The sequence below is a fragment of the Modestobacter muralis genome, assembly GCF_010682105.1.
Lineage (GTDB): Bacteria > Actinomycetota > Actinomycetes > Mycobacteriales > Geodermatophilaceae > Modestobacter > Modestobacter muralis.
This window is the reverse complement of the sequence record NZ_JAAGWH010000013.1, coordinates 173,095-193,230: the sequence shown is the minus strand read 5'-3', so window position 1 is coordinate 193,230 and position 20,136 is coordinate 173,095. Positions and strand designations below refer to the sequence as shown.

Genomic DNA, 20,136 nt, shown 5'->3' with positions numbered 1-20,136 from the left:
GGTCCGCCCGGCGCCGGAACGGTCGCCGTCACCGGGTCTGCCTGAGCGCTCAAGCTCCACCGCCCCGCCGCCGATGCAGTCGGTGGAGGGCAGCACGCCGGTCCTCCACCGGCCCGGGCTGAACGCCCGGGTGATCAGCGTGAGGAGACCACTGTGCAGACCGCCCTCGAGGTGACCGCCCCGGCGGTCGACGAACCGGCCCGACTGCGTGCCCTCGAGATGCTCGACGTCCTGCACGGGGGCTCCGAGGAGCGCTTCGACCGGATCACCCGGATGGCCCAGGCGCTGTTCGGCGTCTCCGCGGCCGCGGTCACCCTGGTCACCGACTCCGTGCAGGTGCACAAGTCCCAGCACGGCCCGATGGCCCTGGGCGACGGACCTCGTGAGACGGCCTTCTGCGACCACACGATCCGCGATGCCACCACCCTCGTCGTCGAGGACGCCACCGCCGACGAGCGCTTCTCCCACTTCCCCTCCGTCACCGGCTCCCCGCACATCCGCTTCTACGCCGGGCACCCCCTCACGGGCGCCGGCGGCCACCGGGTCGGCGCGCTGTGCCTGGTCGACGAGAACCCGCGCACCTTCACCGACGCCGAGCAGGACATGCTGGCCGAGCTCGCCTCCTGGGTGCAGCGCGAGCTGGACCGCACCGCCGAGCTCGACAGCGCCGCGCGGGTGCAGCGGGCCCTCCTGCCCCGCTGCGTCCCGACCGTGGCCGGCTACGAGGTGGCCGGAATGTGCATGCCCGCCGGCAGCGTCGGGGGCGACTTCTTCGACTGGTACCACAGCCCCGACGGCCACCTGGTGCTCACGCTGGCCGACGTGATGGGCAAGGGGCTGCCCGCCTCGATCATCATGGCGACGGTGCGCGCGGTCATGCGCTCCACCACCCGTGACGGCGACCCCGGGCACGCGCTGACCGAGGCGGCCGCGACGCTGCACGACGACCTCGAGCGCACCGGCCGGCTGGTCACCCTCTGCCACGCCCAGCTGGACCCCGCGCGCAACGAGCTCCGCTACGCCGACGCCGGCCACGGCCTGATGCTGCTGGTGCGGGCCGACGGCACGGCGCACCGGCCGGAGTCCGGTGGGCTGCCGCTGGGCGTCCTGGCCGACCAGACCTGGACGGAGTCGGTCGTGCACCTGGAGCCCGGCGACACCGCGCTGGCCTTCAGCGACGGCCTGCTCGACCTCTACGACGGCACGCTGGACTCCCTGGAGCAGATCGCCGAGGTCGTCCGGGACTGCGTCGACGCGACCCACCTCATCGACCGGTTCACCGTCCTGGCCCGCCGGCTCGGCGTCCGGGTCGACGACGTCACGGTGGTCGCCGTGCGGCGCGAGTCGTGAGCCGGCACCGCGCGCTGCGCGGCGTCTCCCCGTTCCGCCGCGTCCTGGTCCGCGTCCTCGTCGTCCTCACGATGATCGCCGGGGTCGACTACCTCGTCTGGCGCTGGCTGGAGTCGGTCAACTGGTCGGCCTGGTGGATCGCCGTGCCGCTGGCCCTGGCCGAGACCTTCAGCCTGATCGACGTCTTCTTCCTCGGCCTGACCGTGCTGCGGATCCGGCAGCGGGGCGACGCGCCCCCGGCCCCGGCGGACGCGACCGTCGACGTCTTCGTCACCACCTACGACGAACCGGTCGACCTGGTGATGGGCACCGCCCGCGCCGCGCTGGCCATCCGGCACCCGCACCGCACCTGGGTCCTCGACGACGGCGCCCGCGAGGAGCTGCGCGAGGCGGTCCAGGCGGCCGGCATCGGCTACCTGACCCGCAGCGCCGACTGGACCGACCGCCCCCGTCACGCCAAGGCCGGGAACCTCAACAACGCGCTGCTGGTCACCGAGGGCGAGTTCCTGCTCGTCCTCGACGCCGACCAGGTGCCCGCGCCGGACATCCTCACCCGCACGCTGGGCTGGTTCGACGACCCGCGGGTCGCGCTGGTGCAGACGCCGCAGTGGTTCTCCAACGTCGACGACGCCGACGTGCTGGGCAGCCAGGCGCCGCTCTTCTACGGCCCGATCCAGCAGGGCAAGGACGGCTGGAACTCCGCCTACTTCTGCGGCTCCAACGCCGTGGTGCGCCGTGAGGCGCTGATGCAGCTGGGCATCGTCGGCTACGTGCGCGACGTCGAGCGCGGGGTCACCCGGGCGCTGCGGGCCGCGAAGTCCGTCGTGGCCCGGGCCCGCAAGGACGCCGTCCGGCAGGGGCCGGCCGTGGTGGCCGCCCTGGACGCCGTGGACGTCGCCGTCGACCGCGCCCGCACCGAGCTCGCCGCGGGGCAGCCGGTCTCGGAGATCACGCAGCGGTTCCAGCAGCGCGTCGACGACGCCGGCCGCGACGTCGTGGCCGACGACCTGGCCCAGCTGCAGGCCGATCTCGCCGAGATCGAGGCACTGCCGTCCGGAGGCGGTCACGGCTCGACCGCCACCCTCACCGACGACGTCGTGCTGACCCGGCTGGCGCAGCGGGACTGGTCACCGCTGGGCGCGCTGGAGTCGGTGAAGGCCCTGGTCACCTCGGTCGAGGTGGACCGGGCCGACGAGGCGCAGCCGGTCATGCCGCTGGCCACGATCTCGGTCACCGAGGACATGGCCACCGCCATGCGGCTGCACGCCCTGGGCTGGCACACCGTCTACCACCACGAGGTCCTGGCCCGCGGGCTGGCACCGGAGAGCCTGGGCGCGATGCTGCAGCAGCGGCTGCGGTGGTCGCAGGGCACCATCCAGGTGTTCCTCAAGGAGAACCCGCTGCTCCAGCGGGGGCTCGGCATGGGCCAGAAGCTGATGTACCTGGCCACGATGTGGAGCTACCTGGCCGGCTTCGCCGCGCTGGCCTTCCTGGCCGCCCCGGCCCTGTACCTGCTGGCCGGCGTGCAGCCGGTGACCAGCTACGGCAACGACTTCTGGGTCCACCTGGTGCCCTACCTGGTGGTCAGCCAGCTGCTGTTCCGGGCGGTGGGCCACGGGCTGCCGACCTGGCGCGGGCAGCAGTACACCCTGGCGCTGTTCCCGCTGTGGATCCGCGCCTGCACCACCGCGGTCGGCAACGTGTTCCTCGGCCGCGAGCTCGGCTTCGTCGTCACCCCCAAGTCCGGCGGCGACGTCGGCCCCACCTGGCGGCTGATCCGGCCGCAACTGGTCGCCGCTGCCGTGCTCGTCCTGGCCGCCGGAGTCGGCGTGGCGCGGCTGCAGCTGGGCCTGGCCACGCCCGAGGGCACGTACGTCAACCTGGTGTGGGTCGCCTACGACCTGCTGGTCCTGAGCATCCTGCTGCGCGCCGCCCGCCACCGGGCACCCCTGACCACCGAGAGGACGAGGACATGATCGAGCTGGACACCGAACACGGCCCCGACGTCGCCGTCGTCCGCCCGCGAGGGCGACTGACCATGGTGCACGCCGCGGACCTTCGCGCCGTGGTCGCCGAGGCGCTCGCCGACGGCCGCACCCGCGTCGTGATCGACCTGGCCCACTGCGAGTTCATGGACTCCTCGGGCCTGGGCGCGATCATCGGCGGGCTCAAGGCGGCCCGCCAGGCCGGCGGTGACCTGCGCATCGCCGCGCTGCAGCCGCAGGTCATGACCGTCCTGCAGCTGACCAACCTCGACCGGGTCCTGCGCCCCCACGGCAGCGTCGCCGAGGCACTCCGTGGCGACTGACGCGCGCCACGCGACCACCGTCCCGGCGGTCCCGGCCTCCCTCGACCGCGTGCACGCACTGCTCGAGGAGGTCTGGTCCGCACACGAGGACGTGCCGGCCGACGACCGCATGCGGTTCGAGATCGGTGTCGTCGAGATCGCCGGCAACATCGTCGAGCACGCGGCCGGCCCGGCGCCGCTGGACTTCCACCTGGCGGTCGAGGTGCACCCGGACCGGCTCGAGGCGCGGTTCCGGGACCCCGGACGGCGGCTCGAGGTCGACTTCGACGAGGCCGCCATGCCGGACTCGATGGCCGAGTCCGGCCGGGGTCTGGCCATGGTGCTGGCCGTCGTCGACGAGCTCACCTACCGGCACGACGGCGTGGAGAACCACTGGCTGGTCGTCCGGCGGCGCGCGGCGGTCTGACCCCGCGCGCCGCCGGCGGCGGGTCAGGGCCGGCAGGTGGGCAGGTCCCCGGCCCAGCGGGCCCAGGCCGGCAGGTCCGCGGTCAGGGCGTCGCGCAGCCGGGGATCGGCGGCGGCCCGCCAGTCGACCCGGGCGTGGACCTCGCTCTCCGGCTTGTCCCACTCGAACCAGTTGACCATGGCCAGTCGGGGCAGTCGCTCGTGCAGCCCGGGGTCGAGGACCTGCCGCCACCAGGCCTGCTTGACGGCCAGCTCGGGGGCGCCGCCGGCGCCGTCGACGTAGAGCGCCGCCGTCTCGGGGACCGCGACCGGCTTGTCGTAGGCGACGCCGTAGTCGGCGTAGAAGTCCGGGACGGCGCGGTCGTCACCGCCCAGCCCGTCGTACTCCCCGGTCAGCTGGGCGACCAGCTTGCCCGGCTCGGGCACCTCGTTCTCCCCCCACGGCGCGGTGTCGCCCCAGTGGTAGAGGCTCAGCCCGACCCAGTCCACGGCGTCGTCGCCGGGCCAGTAGGGGGCGTACGGGTCGTCGGCGGCGGTCACCGCGCCGTCGGCGTCGGTGTCCAGCACCGCGGCGTCGGTGCCGCCGGCTCCCGCCTGGTGCGGGCCGCCGGTGAAGGGGTAGCCGCCGCCGTAGTTGGGCGCCCACATCGTCGCCGAGCCCGGCGCACCGGTGTGCACGGCGGCCGCGACCCGGCGGAACGCGGCCACGAACGCGGCCGGCTGCTGCCCCCAGGCGTACCAGGAGCCGTTCATCTCGTGGGCGAACCGGACGACGACGGGCACCCCCCGCCGGTTGTAGGCGTCCAGCCGCTGCGCCAGTTCCCCGGCGACCTGGTCGGTGACCGCGGCGAGCCCACCGGCCGGCTCCAGCGTCAGCAGCAGGACGCCGCCGCCGGCCCGCACCTGCTCCACGGCGCCGTCGACGTTGGTCGCGTCCTCGGCCGACATCGGCAGCCCGGCGAAGCTGACCGCGACCGCGGGCGCGTGCCCCAGGTGCCCGGTGTAGTCGGCCAGGCTCTGCGCGCCCCAGTCGACGTTCACCCCGACGAGGACGCCGTCGGCCGGGACGACCTGCGCGGCCGGCGTCGGCGTGCAGCCGGCGTCGGCAGCGGGCTGCGCGGCGGCGCCGGGTGTGGCGCAGCCGGCGCTCGCGGCCACGAGGGCTGCGCTCAGCTGCAGTCTGAGCAGGGGGATCCGTACGCGCACCGGCCCACGGTCCGACACCTCAGGGCCGCCGCGGGGCTGACACGCCGAACCGGGGCGGTGGGTGGCAGGCTCACCCCTCGTGACCGCTGACAGCTCCGCCATGCCGGGAACGGCACCCGAGCCCGGTCACCCGGGGGCCGTGGTCGCCGGCCGGCCGGTGCGGACGTGAGCACCGCTGCCGAGGTCACGGCGGCCACCAACGCCGTGATCACGGTGATCGACCCGCCGCTGCCGCACGCCGCCGAGGGCCCGCTGGCCGGGGTCCGGGTGGGCCTCAAGGACAGCATCGACACCGCCGGGGTGCGCACCACCTGCGGCTCGGCGTACTTCGCCGACCGGGTGCCCGACGTCGACGCCGAGGTGGTCTCCCGGCTCACCGCCGCCGGCGCTCAGGTCGTGGCCAAGCTCAACCTCAGCGAGTTCGCCCTCGGCCTGACCGGCTCGAACTCCGCCGCCGGCCCGACCCGCAACCCCTGGGACGCCGCCCGGGTCCCCGGTGGGTCCAGCAGCGGCTCCGCGGTCGCCGTCGCCGCCGGGCTGGTCGACCTGGCCCTGGGCACCGACACCGGCGGCTCGGTGCGGGTCCCGGCCGCCGCCTGCGGGGTGACGGGCCTGCGCCCGGGCGTCTCCGTGGTGCCCGACGCCGGCACGTTCCCCGTCAGCGAGCTGGTCGACACCGTGGGCCCGATCGCCCGCGACGTCCCGCTGGTGGCCCGGGCGTTCGCGGTGCTGGCCGGCCGCCCGGTGCGCGAGCCGGAGCCCGCGCCGCCGGTGCGGATCGGCGTCCCGGAGTCCTGGTCGCACCCGCTGGACCCCGGGGTCGCCACGGTGGTCGCCGCGGCCGCGCAGGTGTTCGCCGAGGGCGGGACCGAGCTGGTGCCGGTGCGGGTGCCCGGCATGGGCTCCGCGCTGGACGTGCTCTACACGCTGGTCTACGCCGACGTCGCCGACCTGCACGTCGAGCGGCTGGCGCACCCGGACCTCTTCCAGCCCGAGACGCTGACCCGGGTGCGGGTCGGCGAGGGGCTCAGCGACGGCCACCGGGCCGAGGCGCTGGAGGCCCGCGCGGAGTTCCAGCGCGCCCTGGAGGAGGTGTTCGCCTCCGTCGACGTGCTGCTCACCCCGACGCTGCCGGTCGACGTCCCGGCGGTCGCCACCGACGAGGACGTGCTGGCCCTCACCCGCCGGCTGGCGCTGCTGACCGCCCCCTGGTCGCTGCACGCCGGGCCGACGCTGGCCCTGCCCGTCGGCCGGCACCCGGTGTCGGGGATGCCGGTGGGCGCCCAGCTCACCGCCCCGGTCGGCGGGGAGCACGCGCTGCTGGACGCCGGCGCCTGGTTCCAGCAGCGGACGACGTGGCACACGGCCACCCCGCCCTGCTCGGTCGGCTGACCTAGGCCGCGCGCGACGCCCGGATGGTCACGGTGGTGCCCTCCGGGCTCGGGACGGCGCTGATGTCGGCGAACGCGCTCATCAGGGTCGAGCCGCGGCCGCGGTCCATGCTCGCGCCGCGCTCCCGCCACTGCCCGTAGTCCCGCACGGTGATGACCACGCCGGTGGCCGAGGCCTCGACGGTGACGTCGATGAACGGCTCGATCGGGTCCTGGGCGTGCTCGACGGCGTTGGTCGCGGCCTCGCAGGCCGCCAGCAGCAGGTCGTAGGCCTGGTCCTCGGTGAGACCGGCGGACTCCAGCAGCCGGCGCAGCGCCCGCCGCAGCCCCGGGATCGCGCGCGGTGACGCCGGGAAGCGCCAGGAGTCGAAGTGCACCGGGGGAGCCGGCGGCGCCGGCGCCGGTGCAGCGGCCGGGACGACCGGCGCCGCGGGCTGGCGGCTGGCGGGCACCAGGGCCCGCACGTCGGCCCGGGCGCCCGGCCCGGTCCGGGGAGCGGTCGGCGGCGGGCCCGCGGGAGCGCCGGGAGCCGGGGCGGGGTCGGCCCCGGCCGCGGCCCGGACGCCGGCGGCCCGGTCGATCGCCACCCGCAGCCGGGCGATCAGCTCGGCGGCCTGGAAGGGCTTGGCCAGGTAGTCGTCGACGCCGGCGTCGAAGCCCTCGACGGCGGCCTCCTGCCCGGCCCGGGCGGTGAGCATGAGCACCGGGACGGCACGGGTCGCGGGGTCGGCCCGCAGCCGCTGGAGCAGCTCGAACCCGTCCAGCCGCGGCATCATCACGTCGGTGACCACCACGTCGGGCAGGTGCTCGGCGACGGCGGCGAGCGCCTCCTCGCCGTCGGCGCAGGTCTGCACCCGCCAGATGGGCGCCAGCAGCCGGGTCAGGTAGGTGCGCATGTCGGCGTTGTCGTCGACGACCAGCACGGTCACCGAGGAGTCGGTCGGCTCGGCCGGCTGTTCCCGCGGTGCGGCGTCGGTCTCCCACACGTCCGCGGTGCCGCGCGCGGCCTCCGACGGGGCGGCAGGGTGCTCGGCGTCGCCCGCGGCGTCCGGGGTGCCGTAGGGCACGGTGACGGAGAAGGTGCTGCCGCGGCCGGGCTCGCTGGTCACCCCGACGGTGCCGCCGTGCAGGGCGACCAGCTCGCGGACCAGCGCCAGGCCGATCCCGGTGCCCTCGCGGTTGCGGGCCAGTGAGCCGGCCACCCGGTGGAACCGGTCGAACACCAGCGGCAGCTCCTCGACGGGGATGCCGATGCCGGTGTCGGACACGGTCAGCTCGACGGCGTCGTCCGTGCCGCGCAGCTGGACCTCGATGCCGCCGACGAAGGTGTACTTCACCGCGTTGGAGAGCAGGTTCAGCACGACCTTCTCCCACATCCGCGGGTCGACGGCGGCCGGGTGCGGCAGCGGTGGGCAGTCGACGGTCAGGCTCAGCCCGGCCCTCTCCGCCCCGGCGCGCAGCACCCCGGCCAGCTCGGCGGTGAACGCCGGGAGGTCGGTGGCCACGCGCACGGCGGACGCCTGGCCGGCCTCGATGCTGGCGAAGTCCATCAGGTCGTTGACCAGCCGCTGCAGCCGCTGGCCGTTGCGCCGGGCCAGGGTCAGCTGGTCGCGCGCGCCCGGCGGCAGGCCCTCGGCGGCCAGGACGTCGCTGATCGGCCCCAGCAGCAGGGTGAGCGGGGTGCGCAGCTCGTGGCTGACGTCGGAGAAGAACGCGGTCTTGGCCCGGTCCAGCTCGGCCAGGGACTCCGCCCGCCGCCGCTCGGCCTCGAACGCCCGCGCGTTGCCCAGCGCGCTGGCGACCTGGCCGGCCACCAGGGCCAGGAAGGTGCGGTACTCCTCGTCCAGCGCCCGGTTCGGGCTGACGCCCAGCACCAGGACACCGACCCGGTCACCGGCGGAGCCGGTCAGGGGCAGCGCGACCGCGTGGCGGACCCGGTCCTCCCACATGCCGCCGACGATGCGCAGGTCCGAGACGCGGCCCGGCAGCCCGGCGGCGTCGGCCACGGTCGCCGGCAGCCGCTCGGGCGCGCAGCCGACCGTGGCCGCCCGGCGCAGCCCGCCGTCGTCGTCGAGGTAGACCGCGGCGAAGGGCACGTCCAGCGGGTCGCCGGCCAGCGCCGCGCACAGCCCGTCGAGCACCGCCGGCTCGTCGCCCAGGGCGCCGTCGGCGGTGGACAGCGCGTGCAGCAGCTCCTGGCGGCGCTCGCCGAGCACCTCGCCGGTGACCTCGGTGCAGACCGCGTGCATGCCGGCGACCGTGCCGTCGTCGCCGAACGCCGGGGCGTGGGAGACGGTGAAGTAGGTCTCCTCGCGATAGCCGGCGCGCTCGAGCAGCAGCGGCAGCCGGGGCAGCCAGGAGGCCTCGCGGGTGGCCATCGCGTGCTCCACCGGCCCGGCGAGGGCGTCCCAGCCCTCGGCCAGGGTGACCCGGATGTCCTCCCCGATCGCCGGGTGCTTGGCACCGATGAACGGGGCGTAGGCGTCGTTGTAGAACTGCAGGAAGTCCGGGCCCCAGGTGAGCACCATGGGGAACCGGGAGGCCAGCACGGTGCGGACGGCGAAGCGCAGGCCCTGCGGCCAGCTCTCGACCGGGCCGACGGCGGTGCGGGCCCAGCCGTGGGCGGCCATCAGCCGGCCCGCCTCGCCGCCACCGGCGAAGAGGTCGGCAGCGTCCGAACCCGCGGGGAGCTCGGGGGCCACGTCCACCTCCAGTCGACACCGGCACGGGCTGCCCGGGGGCAGCACACGTCCGGGACCGGTCACCCGACCCGTCCCGGACACGGAACCTACCGGTCCCGCTGCCGGGGTGGCAGGAGGAGGCCCGGTCGCGGTGCCGGGCGCCGGGCGGGTTGGATGGGGCGCAGTCCGCCGGGACCCCTCCCGGCGCCCGATCCCCCAGGAGAACACCGTGGCAGAGCTGACCCGCCCCGACGTCGAGCCGCCCTCCGGTCCGGCCCCCAGCGAGCTGGTGATCGAGGACCTGGTCGTGGGTGACGGCCCCGAGGCCACCGCCGGCAGCCTGGTGAGCGCGCACTACGTCGGCGTGACCCACGACGGTGGCGAGCAGTTCGACGCCTCCTGGGACCGTGGCGACCCGCTGGAGTTCCGCCTCGGCGTCGGCATGGTCATCCAGGGCTGGGACGAGGGCATCGCCGGCATGAAGGTCGGCGGCCGCCGCCGGCTCACCATCCCCGCGCACAAGGCCTACGGCGACCGCGGCGCCGGCGGCGTCATCAAGCCCGGCGCCACCCTGGTCTTCGTCGTCGACCTCGTCGGCGTCCGCTGAACGAGGGCCCCGCTGCTGCGGCAGCGGGGCCCCCGTCCCGTCAGGCCGCCGACTGGACGTAGAACTCCCGTGGGTCGGCGGCCAGCGATGCCTTGACGTGCCGGCTCCAGTCGTCGACCAGCACCTCGTAGTCACCGGCCTGCACGCCGTCGAGCGCGGCCCGGACGACGTCGGCCGGGTCGCTCATCGGACCGGTGTAGCCGGCCATCATGTCGGTGTCGGCCGCACCCAGCACCACGCCGGTCACCTGGGTGCCCTGCCCCCGGAGCTCGAGCCGGACGCCGTTGGTCAGGCTCCACGCCGCCGCCTTGCCCGCGGCATAGGCGTTCGCGCCGTCGACGGAGAACCACGACAGCGCCGACAGCACGTTGACGATCCCGCCGCCACCGTTGCGGGCCAGCACCGGGGCGAACGCCCGGACGACGCCGAGCGTGCCGTAGAAGTGCGTGTCCATCTCCCGCCGGACCTCGGCCAGGTCGCCGGTGACCAGGTTCGCGCCGGTGCTGATCCCGGCGTTGTTGACGACCAGGCTCACGTCGCCGGCGGCCACGGCCGCCGCCTCGACCGACTCCGGGTCGGTGACGTCCAGCCGCAGCACCTCGACGCCCGGGAGGTCGATCAGCTCGGGACGGCGGGAGGTCGCGTAGACCTTCCTGGCCCCGCGCTCGAGCAGCTGCTGGGCGAACTGGCGGCCGAGGCCGCGGTTCGCGCCGGTGACCAGGGCGACGGATCCGGTGATGTCCATGGGGTTCTCCTCGGGTTCGGGATGTGCTCTCCTGGACGCTAGAACCTGACGTTGACGTCAGGGTCAAGTGTGAGCCCGAACACCCGAGGAGGTCCCGTGCTGCGCATCGGTGAGGTCGCCGCCCGTGCCGGCGTGAGCGTGCGCGCGCTCCGCTACTACGAGGAGCAGGGGCTGCTGGAGGCCGAGCGCACGCCCAGCGGGCAGCGCCGGTACCCCGAGAGCGCCGTGGGCCGGGTCCGGTTCGTGCAGCAGCTCTACGCCGCTGGGCTGACCAGCAGGGACGTCCTGGAGGTGCTGCCGTGCGTGCACACCGGGGTCGCCACCCCGGCCATGATCGCCCGGCTGGCCGAGCAGCGCGACGGCATCGACCGGCAGATCGCCGAGCTCACCGCAGCCCGCGAGCGGCTGGCCGAGATCATCCGGATCGGCGAGCAGTACGTGCCCGGGGGCCCCGACCCGTCGGAGGCGGCGGTGGACGCGTGCCGTCCGGTCGGCCGTCCCGCGACGGAGGAACTGCAGCCCGCCGGCTGACCTGTGCGGGATTGTCGATCACCGGACCGGGGCAACGGTCGGTGCATGACGCAACCGGCTCCGGCGAGCGAGCACGCCCTCATCCAGGAGGCCACCCGCGAGGGCGGTGGAGCGAGGGGCGGGGGCCAGAAGGGCGGGGGCGAGAAGGGCGGTGGGGAGTCCACCGGGACGGTGATCGTCGCCGGGGCGGCCAACCTCGCCATCGCGGTCGCCAAGCTGGTCGGCGGCCTGATCAGCCACTCCTCGGCGATGATGAGCGAGGCCGCGCACTCCTTCGCCGACACCATCACCGAGGTGCTGTTGTTCATCGCGCTCAAGCGCGGCAGCCGGGCGCCCGACGCCCAGCACCCCTTCGGCTACGGCCGGGCCACCTACTTCTGGGCCTTCCTGGCCGCACTGTGCACCTTCGGCGTCGGCGCCGGCTTCTCGATCTGGCAGGGCGTCGAGACCATCCGCAAGGGCGAGGAGGCCGGTTCGCCGACCGTCTCCTACGTGATCCTGGCGATCTCCTTCCTCCTCGAGGGGAGCTCGCTGCTCAAGGCGGTCCGCCAGGTGCGCGGGGCGGCGGCGGAGCGTGGGATCACCCCGCGCCAGTACCTCGCGACCACGACCGACACCACGGTCAAGGCGGTCACCTTCGAGGACAGCGCGGCGCTGGTCGGTCTGGTGCTAGCCGCCCTCGGCCTGTTCCTGGAGCAGGTGACCGGCGACCCGCTGTGGGACGGCATCTGCGCGATCCTCATCGGCGTCCTGCTGATCGCCGTCGCGGGCTCCCTGGCCCGGGCCAACGTGTCGCTGCTCATCGGGCAGGCGGTCCCCGGCACCACCCAGCAGGAGCTCAAGGACGAGCTCGCCGCGATGGACCAGATCGACGACGTCCCCTTCCTGCTCACCACCGTGATCGGCCCGGGCCAGCTGCTGGTCGCGGCCAAGGTCGACTTCAACGACCGCGCGTCGGTGGCCGACATCGAGCGGGCCTCCGACGAGGCCGAGCGCCGGCTGGTCGCCCGGCACTCCGGTGTGAAGTACGTGTTCCTGGACCCGACCCCCGGCAACGGCCGGGCGCAGGTTCGGGCGCCCGAGGCCGGGGAATGAGCTGACCCCGCGCGGGGTTCGGTCGGTTCATGCAGGTCGAGGTGTGGTCCGACGTCGTGTGCCCGTGGTGCTACATCGGCAAGCGGAAGCTGGAGACGGCGCTCTCCCGCTTCCCGCACGCCGACCAGGTCGAGGTGGTGTGGCGCTCGTTCCAGCTCGATCCGAGCATCCCCGAGGGCCACACCGAGCCGACGCTGCCGGCGCTGGCCGCCAAGTACGGCAGCACGGTGGAGCAGATGGCCGGGCAGATGAAGCGGGTCGAGGACGTCGCCGCGGGTGAGGGCCTGGACTACCACCTCGCCGACGGCGTCAGCGGCAACACCCTGCGGGCCCACGAGCTGATCCACCTGGCCGCCGAGCACGGGCTGGGCGGGGCGATGAAGGAGCGGCTGCTGCACGCCCACTTCGAGGAGCAGCGCTCGGTGTTCGACGTCGACTCCCTCGTCGCCCTGGCCGTCGAGGTCGGTCTGGACGAGGCCGAGGCGCGCGCCGCCCTGGCCGACCGGCGGTTCCTGCCCGCCGTCCGCGAGGACCTCGACACCGCCCGTGCCCTCGGCGCGACCGGCGTCCCGTTCTTCGTCGTCGACCGCACCTACGGCGCCGCCGGCGCCCAGCCGGCCGAGACGCTGCTGCAGCTGCTCGAGCGGGCCTGGTCCGACAGCCACCCGCTGGTCACCGTCCCCGCGGCCGAGGGCTGCGACGACGCCTGAAGGACCCCCTCGCCCCCCGCCCCTCGCAAGCTCGCGACGGGACCCTGCGAGGGGGCCGGATCAGCGGACCAGGCGGGCCGCGCGCTGCAGCGCCTTCTCGGCGTCGGCCACCAGTGCGCGGACGACGTCGGTCGCCGACCGCTCGGTGGTGAGCAGGCCGACGGACTCCCCGGCGTAGACCGGTGCGTGCGCCAGGTCGCCCTCGGTGCGCGCCCGGCGCACCTGTGCGGTGGCCGCGGTGTCACCGCGCAGCTCGTCCTCCCGGCCGTGCCAGGTCTCCGTGAACTCGTTCACCAGGGCGCGGCCGGGCCAGCGCGCCGGCCAGCCCAGCTCCTGGGCGATGTCGAACGCGCTGGTCAGGATCGTGTCGTCGCCCGACGCGGTGCGCACCCGGGCTCGAATCGCCGGCGTGTTCGCAGCCTCCAGGCTGGCCAGGAACGGTGTGCCGAGCCAGCCGCCCGCGGCGCCGGCGACGAGGACGGCAGCCAGCCCGGCGCCGGTGGCGATCCCGCCGGCGGCGAGCACCGGCCGGTCGGTCGCGGCCAGCACCTCCTGCAGCAGCGGCAGCGTCGAGCGTTGCCCGGTGTGCCCGCCGGCCTCGGTGCCCTGCGCGACGATCACGTCGGCGCCGGCCTCGAGCGCCCGGTCCAGGTCCGCGCGGGAGTTGACCGCCGTGGCCACCGCGATCCCGGCGTCGTGCAGCGGGCCGACGTAGGGGCCGGGGTCGCCGAAGGACACCGAGACCAGCACCGGCTCGGTGGCGATCGCGGCCGCCAGCAGCTCCGGCCGGCGCTCCAGCGCCCAGGCCATCAGCCCGACGCCGTGCGAGACGTCGGCCTCGGCCGGCAGTCGGCCCTGCTCGACGACCCAGTCCGGGTCGGTGTCGGCGCCGACGCCGATCATCCCCAGGCCGCCGCCCAGGGAGACCGCGCGCGCCAGTGCACCGCCGGCCACCCCCGCCATCGGTGCCCCGAACACGGGTGCGTCCAGGTCGAACCAGCGGGTCAGCGCGGTCGTGATCACCGGGCCATCGTCCCCCGTCGGGGCGGCAGAGCGCGACGACCTCGGCCGGTGTCGGGCGGGCACCGGGGCCCCGGGGAGGGGGCGAGCAGAGTCGAGCGCTGCCCTCACCTCGGGGGCAGCGCTCGACTCTGCGGGCGGGGGTCCTCCCGATGTGCGGCTCAGGTGGTGGCCGGGCCGCCGTGCTCGGTGCCGGACAGCTGGCGCAGCAGGTCGTGGGCACGCTTCGCGCGCTGGGTGTCCTGCTCCATCACCTCGCGGAAGAACGAGGCGACGTCGTCCAGGCCGGCGTTCTCGGCGTCCCGGACGTACTGGCCGTAGTCGTGCCCGGCCTTGAGCGAGTGGTACTGCACGGAGATGAGGTCGAACGTGACGTCGGCGAAGCCGGTCTCACCGGTGGCCATGGCTGCTCCTCGGGACAGGCGCCCACCGGGCCGTGGCTGGGCCTCCGGACGCGTGTGCCCGGTCACGTTCCCGCCGATCGCCGGACGGAAACGGACCGGTCCGTCTCAGGTCTGGTCGGCGCTCGGTGCCTCGCCGATCGCGCCGGCGAACGACCCGCCGGTGACGTCGCCGCCGCCGGCCTCGTCGGCCTCGGTGCGCGAGCTGGCCAGCTCGTCCTCGCCGGTCGAGACCGCGTCGTCCTCGGTGGAGGCGAGGTCCTCGCCCTCACCGAGCGCGCCGGGGTCGGCCTGCAGGGTGCGGGGGTCGTTCAGCGGGTCCGGGGTGTCGGGGTCGGTGACGGTCATGGCAGCAGCGTTGCCCGCGCCGACCCCTGGTGAACCGCGCCGCCGACGGCCAGGCTGGGCCCCCGACGCAGGAGGACGGCGTGATGGCAGGCGAGGGACGGACGGGCGAGGTCGACGTGCTGGCCGAGGGGGTGCAGCTGCGCTTCCGGCGACGGTGGCCGGTGCCGGTCGCCGACGTGTGGGCCGCGCTCACCGAGCCGGACCGGCTGGTCCGCTGGATCGGGACCTACGACGGGCTCCGGGAGCCCGGGGGCGCCGGCACCTTCACGATGACCCACGAGGACACCCCGGTGGGGGAGCCGATGCGGGTGGTCGCGTGCGCCGCCCCGGTCCGGCTGGTGGTCGAGTGGGACACCGAGGGCGGCTGGCGGGTGGAGCTGGACCTCGACCAGGAGGGCGACGAGGCGGTGCTGCTCTTCACCCAGCTCTTCGCCCCGGGCACCGACGTCGTGGACTTCGCGCTGGGCTGGCACTGGTACCTCGACAAGCTGGACGCCGAGGTCATCGGAGGTCCGGTGCCCCCGGCCTGGGACGACTTCCTCGTCGAGGTCGGCCCGGCCTACGGGCGGGGCTGAGCCGCCCCGCCGACCGGGGAGCCGCGTCGTGCGGCGGCCCCCCGGTCGGCCAGGTGGCTCAGGCCTGGGCGGCGGGCTGCTCGACCCGCACCGGGTCCGGCCCGGTCCACGGGCCCAGCCGCTCGAACAGCCGGTCCCGCGAGGCCAGCCGCGGGCCGGCCTGCACCGGGTAGGTGTCGTAGCCCCCGGTCAGCGCCCGGGCCGCATGGACGGCGAAGTTCGGGTCGTCCTGCGCCTCGCGGGCGACGGCGACCAGGTCGGCCTGGCCGGTGGCCACGACCGCCTCGGCCTGCTGCGGGTCGACGACCAGGCCCACGGCCATGGTCGGGATGCCGGCCTGCTCGCGGATCGCCGCGGCGAAGGGCACCTGGTAGCCGTAGCCGATCGGGTGCTCCCAGCCCCCGCCGATCCCACCGCCGGAGACGTCGATCGCGTCCACGCCCAGCGCCTTCAGCTCGCGGGCGAAGGCCATGGTGTCCGCCAGCGTCGTCCCGTCGCGGGTGGCGTCGACGGCGGAGACGCGGACGACCAGCGGCAGGTCCTCCGGCCACACCGCGCGGACGGCGGCCACGACCTCCAGCGGGAAGCGCATCCGGCCCTCGAGCGAGCCGCCGTACCCGTCGTCGCGGGTGTTGGTGAGCGGGGAGAGGAACTGGTTGAGCAGGTAGCCGTGCGCGGCGTGCACCTCGGCGACCTGGAAACCGGCGGTGAGCGCGCGCCGGGCGGCCGCGACGAAGGCCTCGCGGACGCCGGCCATCTCCGCGACGGTCAGCGGGTGCGGGGCGCTCCAGCCCTCGCCCATCGGCACGGCGCTGGCGGCCACCGGCGTCCACGGCACGTCGCCGGGCCGGGCGTTCTCGGCGGTCACCTGGCCGGAGCCGTCCCACGGACGCAGTGTGTTGGCCTTGCCGCCGGCATGGGCGAGCTGGATCGCCGGCACGCTGCCGTGCTCGCGCAGGAAGGCGGCGATCCGCGCCAGGCCCGGGACCTGCCCGTCGTCCCACAGGCCGACGTCCCCGGGGCTGATCCGCCCGTCGGCGGTCACGCCGGTCGCCTCGACCATGACCAGGCCGAACCCGCCGAGGGCGAAGCGGCCCAGGTGCACCAGGTGGTAGTCGCCGACGACCCCGTCGGTCACGCAGTACTGGCACATCGGGGCGACCGCGAGGCGGTTGGGCAGGGTCACCCCGCGCAGGGTCAGGGGCTGGAGCAGCTGGGGAGTCGTCACGTCCCCGGTCAACGGGCCGGCGCCCGGCGGGCTTCCCCGGGCGACCTGCGTCACATCCCGTCCAGACGTCCTGGACGTATGCGATCGGGTCGGTAGATTGGCCCGATCCCCCGGCCGCAGCGTGGCGGCTGGGGGACCACCCGCCGGTGCACGTGGTGCTGCTGCACCCAGGAGACGCCGTGATGCCCGCACTCACCTGAGCTGCCCAGCCTGGTGTGCGACGAGCTCGAGACGCCGCGCAGCCGTCTCCGGGCCGGGTGACACGGGCGCCGCCTGACCCGCCGTTCGTCCCGCGGGTCACGGTCCGTTCGGTTAGCGTGACGAGGCGTCCATCCCGCTGACGGAGGCCAGTCCGCCCGTGCCCAACCCGTACCTGCACGTGCTGCGGACGCCGCACGCCCTGCCCATGGTGCTGGCGGCCTTCATCGGCCGGCTGCCGCTGTCGATGGTGGGCCTGGGCAGCGTGCTGCTGGTGCAGTCGGAGACCGGGTCGTACGGGCTGGGCGGGGCGGTCGCCGCGGCCGGCGCCGTCGCGGCCGCGATCACCGGCCCGGTCGTGGGCCGGCTGGCCGACACCCACGCCCAGCGCCGCGTGCTGCTGGCCGTGCTGGTGGTCTTCGTGCTGTCCGGCAGCGCGTTCCTCATGGCGGTCAAGGAGCAGTGGCCGCTGTGGACGGTCTTCGCCACCGCCGCCCTGACCGGGGCCAGCCTCCCGCCGGTCTCCTCGATGATCCGGGTGCGCTGGACCCACCTGCTCCGCGGCACACCACGGCTGCCCACCGCGCTGGCGATGGAGTCGGTGGTCGACGAGTTCGTCTTCATCGTGGGCCCGGTGCTGGTCACCTTCCTGTCCACCACCGGGCACACGACCTCCGGTGTCGTCACCGCCTTCACCCTGGCCGCCGTCGGGACCGTGCTGTTCGTCGCCCAGCGGCGCACCGAACCGCCACCGGCCGAACGCGAGCACCGCAAAGGCGCCTCGGCCATGCGGGTGCGGGGGCTGCGGGTGCTGTTCGTCGTCGGCGCCTCGATCGGCGCGATCCTGGGCACGCTGGAGATCTCGCTGGTCGCCTTCGCCGACGAGGTCGGCGCGCGCTCGCTGTCCGGGCTGCTCATCGCCGGGCTGGCCGTGGGCTCGATGGGCGCGGGCATCGGCTGGGGCACGGTGCACTGGCAGGTCCCGCTGCGGCACCGGCTGGTCGGCGTGCTCACCCTGCTCACCGTGTTGACCCTGCCGCTGCTGTTCGCCGAGAGCTACTGGCTGATGCTGCCGCTGGTGGTGGTCGCCGGGATCGCGGTCTCCCCGGCGCTGATCAGCGCGTTCACCCTCGCCGAGGTGCTGGTGCCGCGGGCGGCGGTCACCGAGGCGTTCACCTGGATCGGCACCGCCCTGGCCCTCGGCGTCGCCGTCGGCGCCTCGGTCGCCGGCAAGATCGTCGACGCGGTGGGGGCCAACGCCAGCTTCGCCGTCGCCACGGTCGCCGCGGGGGTGGCCGCCGTGGCCGTGGCGCTGGGGCAGCGGGTGCTGCACGTCCCGGCCGAGCACGCCGCCACCCCGGCGCTGGCCCGTTGAGCACCTACGAGATCCCGGGTGCCGTCGTCCGGGAGCACGAGGTCACGGTGCCGCTGCACTGGTCGGACCCCGACGCCGGCACCACCACCGTCTTCGCCCGCGAACTGGTCGCCCCCGACCGCCGGCACGACGACCTGCCGCTGCTGCTGTTCCTGCAGGGCGGCCCGGGCGGGAAGTCGCCCCGGCCCACCCGCGGCGGCTGGCTCGCCCGGGCGCTGCGCGACTTCCGGGTGGTGCTGCTCGACCAGCGCGGCACCGGCCGCAGTGCGCGGGTCACCGGCCGCTCGATCAGCCGGTTCCCCGACCCCGCCGCCGCGGCCCGACACCTGCTCGCCTTCCGCGCCGACTCGGTCGTCGCCGACGCCGAGCACCTGCGGACGACGGTCTACGGCGGCCGTCGCTGGACCACCCTGGGCCAGAGCTACGGCGGCTTCGTCACGCTGACCTACCTGTCGCAGGCGCCCGAGGGGCTGGACCGCTGCCTGGTCACCGGCGGGCTGGCCGGCCTGCACGCCGACGCCCGCGAGGTCTACCGGCGCACCTGGCCGCGGGTGGCGGCGAAGACCCGGCGGTTCCACCAGCGGTACCCCGGCGACGCCGCCCGGCTCGCCGCGCTGGCCGACCGGCTGGACGCCGCCCCGGTGCTGCTGCCCGACGGCGACCGGCTGACCGTGCGGCGCCTGCAGATCCTCGGTCACGCCCTCGGCACGCAGTCCGGCGCCGAGGAACTGCACTGGCTGGTCGACGAGGCCCTCGACGACGACGAGGAGCCCGCCGACGGGTTCCTCGACGAGGTCGCCCGGCGCACCTCCTACTGGGACAACCCGCTCTACATGACGCTGCAGGAGGCCATCTACGCCTCCGGACCGGGCGCCACGGGGTGGGCAGCCGAGGCCGAGCGGGGGCCGCAGTTCGACGGCGGGGTCCGGCCCCTGCCGTTCACCGGCGAGATGGTGTTCCCCTGGATGTTCGAGGAGATCGCCTCACTGAAGGCGTTCGGCCCGGCGGCCCGGGCGCTGGCCGAGGTCGAGGCCTTCCCCACCCTCTACGACCCGGTGCGGCTGGCGGCCAACGACGTCCCGGTCGACGCGGCGGTCTACCTCGACGACATGTACGTCGACGCCGGGCTGTCCCTGGAGACGGCGGAGGCCGTGGGCAACGTGCGCGCCTGGGTCACCAACGAGTTCGAGCACGACGGGCTGCGCACCGGCGACGTCCTCGACCGGCTCCTCGCGCTGCGCACCCGGTGACGCGCCCGCAGCCCGCCGCCGGCGGAGGACGCGTGCTCGGCGTCGTCCCGGAGCGGCTGGGCCGGTGGCTGGACGGCGTGGCCGACCGGCACGGGGCCTTCGACGTCCAGGTGGACGGGGAGGAGCTGGCGCTGACCTGCGCGGACACCACGACGGTGCGGTTGACCGCCCCCTACGGCTGGACGCCCGGCCCCGCCCCGCTCACCACCTTCACCGCGGCCGCGCTGGTGCCCCGGCGCACCGCGGTCCTGCTCGTCCGGCGTGGGCGGTGGGCGGTCGGGGTGTTCGACGGGGCGGAGCTGGTCGTGTCCAAGGTCGACGCCCGGCAGGTGCAGGGCCGCACGGCCGCGGGAGGCCAGTCGCAGCAGCGGTTCGCCCGACGCCGGGGCAACCAGGCCGACGCCGTCGTCAGCCACACCGTGGAGACCGCCGCGCGGGTGCTGCTGCCGCACGCTGCGGCCACCGTCGGGCTGGCGACCGGCGGGGACCGCGGGATGGTCGCCGAGGTGCTCTCCGACCCGCGGCTGCGCCCGCTGGCCGCCCTGCCCCAGCTGCCCGCCCTGGACGTCGGTGAGCCCACCAAGGCGGTGCTGCTGGAGACCCCGGGCCAGTTCCGCGCCGTCCGCGTGCACGTCGTCGAGCCGGCTGACCGCACGTAGTGGAGTCCCAGCGCGCCGGGAACGCAGCGCTGGGACTCCGTGAACGGGGTAGG

The 20,136-nt window shown here is 75.2% G+C and carries 20 protein-coding genes; 13 read left to right on the top strand and 7 right to left on the bottom strand.

Going from position 1 to position 20,136, the window contains the following annotated elements; translation table 11 throughout:
* The first annotated feature begins 153 nt into the window (after positions 1-153).
* From GCU67_RS05055 to GCU67_RS05040, 4 genes are read left to right on the top strand one after another with little or no spacing between them, the layout of a single operon-like run.
* Positions 154-1,350, top strand: a complete 1,197-nt coding sequence (locus tag GCU67_RS05055; RefSeq protein ID WP_211660772.1) for a PP2C family protein-serine/threonine phosphatase — start codon at positions 154-156, stop codon at positions 1,348-1,350.
* The gene (locus GCU67_RS05050; protein ID WP_338104775.1) at positions 1,347-3,326 is read left to right on the top strand and encodes a glycosyltransferase family 2 protein; all 1,980 of its coding nucleotides are present in this window, start codon (positions 1,347-1,349) and stop codon (positions 3,324-3,326) included. Before GCU67_RS05055 ends, GCU67_RS05050 begins: the two co-directional genes overlap by 4 nt.
* On the top strand, positions 3,323-3,658 hold the full coding sequence (locus GCU67_RS05045; RefSeq protein ID WP_163609978.1) for an STAS domain-containing protein: 336 nt from the start codon (positions 3,323-3,325) through the stop codon (positions 3,656-3,658). Before GCU67_RS05050 ends, GCU67_RS05045 begins: the two co-directional genes overlap by 4 nt.
* Entirely contained in the window at positions 3,648-4,064 is a 417-nt protein-coding gene (locus tag GCU67_RS05040) for an ATP-binding protein (RefSeq protein WP_163609977.1), read from the top strand. Before GCU67_RS05045 ends, GCU67_RS05040 begins: the two co-directional genes overlap by 11 nt.
* A gap of 23 nt (positions 4,065-4,087) precedes the next feature.
* Here GCU67_RS05040 and GCU67_RS05035 read toward each other — a convergent pair whose 3' ends face one another.
* A complete protein-coding gene (locus GCU67_RS05035) occupies positions 4,088-5,269 on the bottom strand; it encodes a glycosyl hydrolase (RefSeq protein WP_211660771.1) in 1,182 nt (393 codons plus the stop codon).
* 165 nt (positions 5,270-5,434) lie between these two features.
* Between GCU67_RS05035 and GCU67_RS05030 the strand changes: the two genes are divergently transcribed.
* Positions 5,435-6,661: an amidase family protein gene (locus tag GCU67_RS05030; protein WP_163609975.1), complete on the top strand. Its 1,227-nt coding sequence runs from the start codon at positions 5,435-5,437 to the stop codon at positions 6,659-6,661.
* 1 nt (position 6,662) lies between these two features.
* Here GCU67_RS05030 and GCU67_RS05025 read toward each other — a convergent pair whose 3' ends face one another.
* Positions 6,663-9,362, bottom strand: coding sequence for an ATP-binding protein (locus GCU67_RS05025; protein WP_163609974.1), 2,700 nt, complete (start codon positions 9,360-9,362; stop codon positions 6,663-6,665).
* A gap of 208 nt (positions 9,363-9,570) precedes the next feature.
* Between GCU67_RS05025 and GCU67_RS05020 the strand changes: the two genes are divergently transcribed.
* On the top strand, positions 9,571-9,948 hold the full coding sequence (locus tag GCU67_RS05020; protein WP_163609973.1) for an FKBP-type peptidyl-prolyl cis-trans isomerase: 378 nt from the start codon (positions 9,571-9,573) through the stop codon (positions 9,946-9,948).
* A 40-nt stretch (positions 9,949-9,988) separates the two neighbouring features.
* Here GCU67_RS05020 and GCU67_RS05015 read toward each other — a convergent pair whose 3' ends face one another.
* Positions 9,989-10,693, bottom strand: coding sequence for an SDR family oxidoreductase (locus GCU67_RS05015; protein ID WP_163609972.1), 705 nt, complete (start codon positions 10,691-10,693; stop codon positions 9,989-9,991).
* A gap of 96 nt (positions 10,694-10,789) precedes the next feature.
* Between GCU67_RS05015 and GCU67_RS05010 the strand changes: the two genes are divergently transcribed.
* Genes GCU67_RS05010 through GCU67_RS05000 form a run of 3 tightly spaced genes read left to right on the top strand, consistent with a single transcriptional unit; the run spans position 10,790 to position 13,029 of the window.
* Complete coding sequence (locus GCU67_RS05010; protein WP_338104774.1) at positions 10,790-11,224, top strand: MerR family transcriptional regulator; 435 nt, start codon at positions 10,790-10,792, stop codon at positions 11,222-11,224.
* Positions 11,225-11,269: 45 nt separating this feature from the next.
* Positions 11,270-12,319, top strand: a complete 1,050-nt coding sequence (locus tag GCU67_RS05005; RefSeq protein ID WP_163609971.1) for a cation diffusion facilitator family transporter — start codon at positions 11,270-11,272, stop codon at positions 12,317-12,319.
* 29 nt (positions 12,320-12,348) lie between these two features.
* Positions 12,349-13,029: a DsbA family oxidoreductase gene (locus GCU67_RS05000; protein ID WP_163609970.1), complete on the top strand. Its 681-nt coding sequence runs from the start codon at positions 12,349-12,351 to the stop codon at positions 13,027-13,029.
* Positions 13,030-13,089: 60 nt separating this feature from the next.
* On the opposite strand, the gene GCU67_RS04995 is transcribed toward GCU67_RS05000, so the two are convergent.
* The 3 genes from GCU67_RS04995 to GCU67_RS04985 all read right to left on the bottom strand — a co-directional run bounded on the left by GCU67_RS04995 (position 13,090) and on the right by GCU67_RS04985 (position 14,798).
* Positions 13,090-14,052: a nitronate monooxygenase gene (locus tag GCU67_RS04995; RefSeq protein ID WP_163609969.1), complete on the bottom strand. Its 963-nt coding sequence runs from the start codon at positions 14,050-14,052 to the stop codon at positions 13,090-13,092.
* Positions 14,053-14,210: 158 nt separating this feature from the next.
* Entirely contained in the window at positions 14,211-14,453 is a 243-nt protein-coding gene (locus tag GCU67_RS04990; protein ID WP_163609968.1) for an acyl carrier protein, read from the bottom strand.
* A gap of 105 nt (positions 14,454-14,558) precedes the next feature.
* Positions 14,559-14,798 (bottom strand): hypothetical protein, encoded by a 240-nt coding sequence (locus GCU67_RS04985; protein ID WP_163609967.1) that lies wholly within the window; start codon positions 14,796-14,798, stop codon positions 14,559-14,561.
* Positions 14,799-14,881: 83 nt separating this feature from the next.
* On the opposite strand from GCU67_RS04985, the gene GCU67_RS04980 reads away from it, so the two are divergent.
* Positions 14,882-15,373 carry an SRPBCC domain-containing protein gene (locus GCU67_RS04980; protein ID WP_163609966.1) on the top strand — a complete coding sequence of 164 codons (492 nt, stop codon included), beginning with the start codon at positions 14,882-14,884 and terminating at the stop codon, positions 15,371-15,373.
* A 58-nt stretch (positions 15,374-15,431) separates the two neighbouring features.
* On the opposite strand, the gene GCU67_RS04975 is transcribed toward GCU67_RS04980, so the two are convergent.
* Entirely contained in the window at positions 15,432-16,601 is a 1,170-nt protein-coding gene (locus GCU67_RS04975; protein ID WP_163609965.1) for an oxidoreductase, read from the bottom strand.
* Positions 16,602-16,959: 358 nt separating this feature from the next.
* On the opposite strand from GCU67_RS04975, the gene GCU67_RS04970 reads away from it, so the two are divergent.
* From GCU67_RS04970 to GCU67_RS04960, 3 genes are read left to right on the top strand one after another with little or no spacing between them, the layout of a single operon-like run.
* Entirely contained in the window at positions 16,960-18,174 is a 1,215-nt protein-coding gene (locus GCU67_RS04970) for an MFS transporter (protein WP_163609964.1), read from the top strand.
* A complete protein-coding gene (locus tag GCU67_RS04965; RefSeq protein WP_163609963.1) occupies positions 18,171-19,424 on the top strand; it encodes an alpha/beta fold hydrolase in 1,254 nt (417 codons plus the stop codon). Before GCU67_RS04970 ends, GCU67_RS04965 begins: the two co-directional genes overlap by 4 nt.
* Positions 19,425-19,456: 32 nt before the next feature.
* Entirely contained in the window at positions 19,457-20,083 is a 627-nt protein-coding gene (locus tag GCU67_RS04960; RefSeq protein ID WP_163609962.1) for an acVLRF1 family peptidyl-tRNA hydrolase, read from the top strand.
* Positions 20,084-20,136 lie beyond the last annotated feature (53 nt).

Excerpts from the sequence above, each read along its gene's own strand:
- GCU67_RS05045 (WP_163609978.1), top strand. The coding sequence starts at position 3,323 with ATGATCGAGCTGGACACCGAACACGGCCCCGACGTCGCCGTCGTCCGC.
- GCU67_RS05015 (WP_163609972.1), bottom strand. The coding sequence starts at position 10,693 with ATGGACATCACCGGATCCGTCGCCCTGGTCACCGGCGCGAACCGCGGC.
- GCU67_RS05005 (WP_163609971.1), top strand. The coding sequence starts at position 11,270 with ATGACGCAACCGGCTCCGGCGAGCGAGCACGCCCTCATCCAGGAGGCC.
- GCU67_RS05000 (WP_163609970.1), top strand. The coding sequence starts at position 12,349 with ATGCAGGTCGAGGTGTGGTCCGACGTCGTGTGCCCGTGGTGCTACATC.
- GCU67_RS04990 (WP_163609968.1), bottom strand. The coding sequence starts at position 14,453 with ATGGCCACCGGTGAGACCGGCTTCGCCGACGTCACGTTCGACCTCATC.
- GCU67_RS04985 (WP_163609967.1), bottom strand. The coding sequence starts at position 14,798 with ATGACCGTCACCGACCCCGACACCCCGGACCCGCTGAACGACCCCCGC.
- GCU67_RS04980 (WP_163609966.1), top strand. The coding sequence starts at position 14,882 with ATGGCAGGCGAGGGACGGACGGGCGAGGTCGACGTGCTGGCCGAGGGG.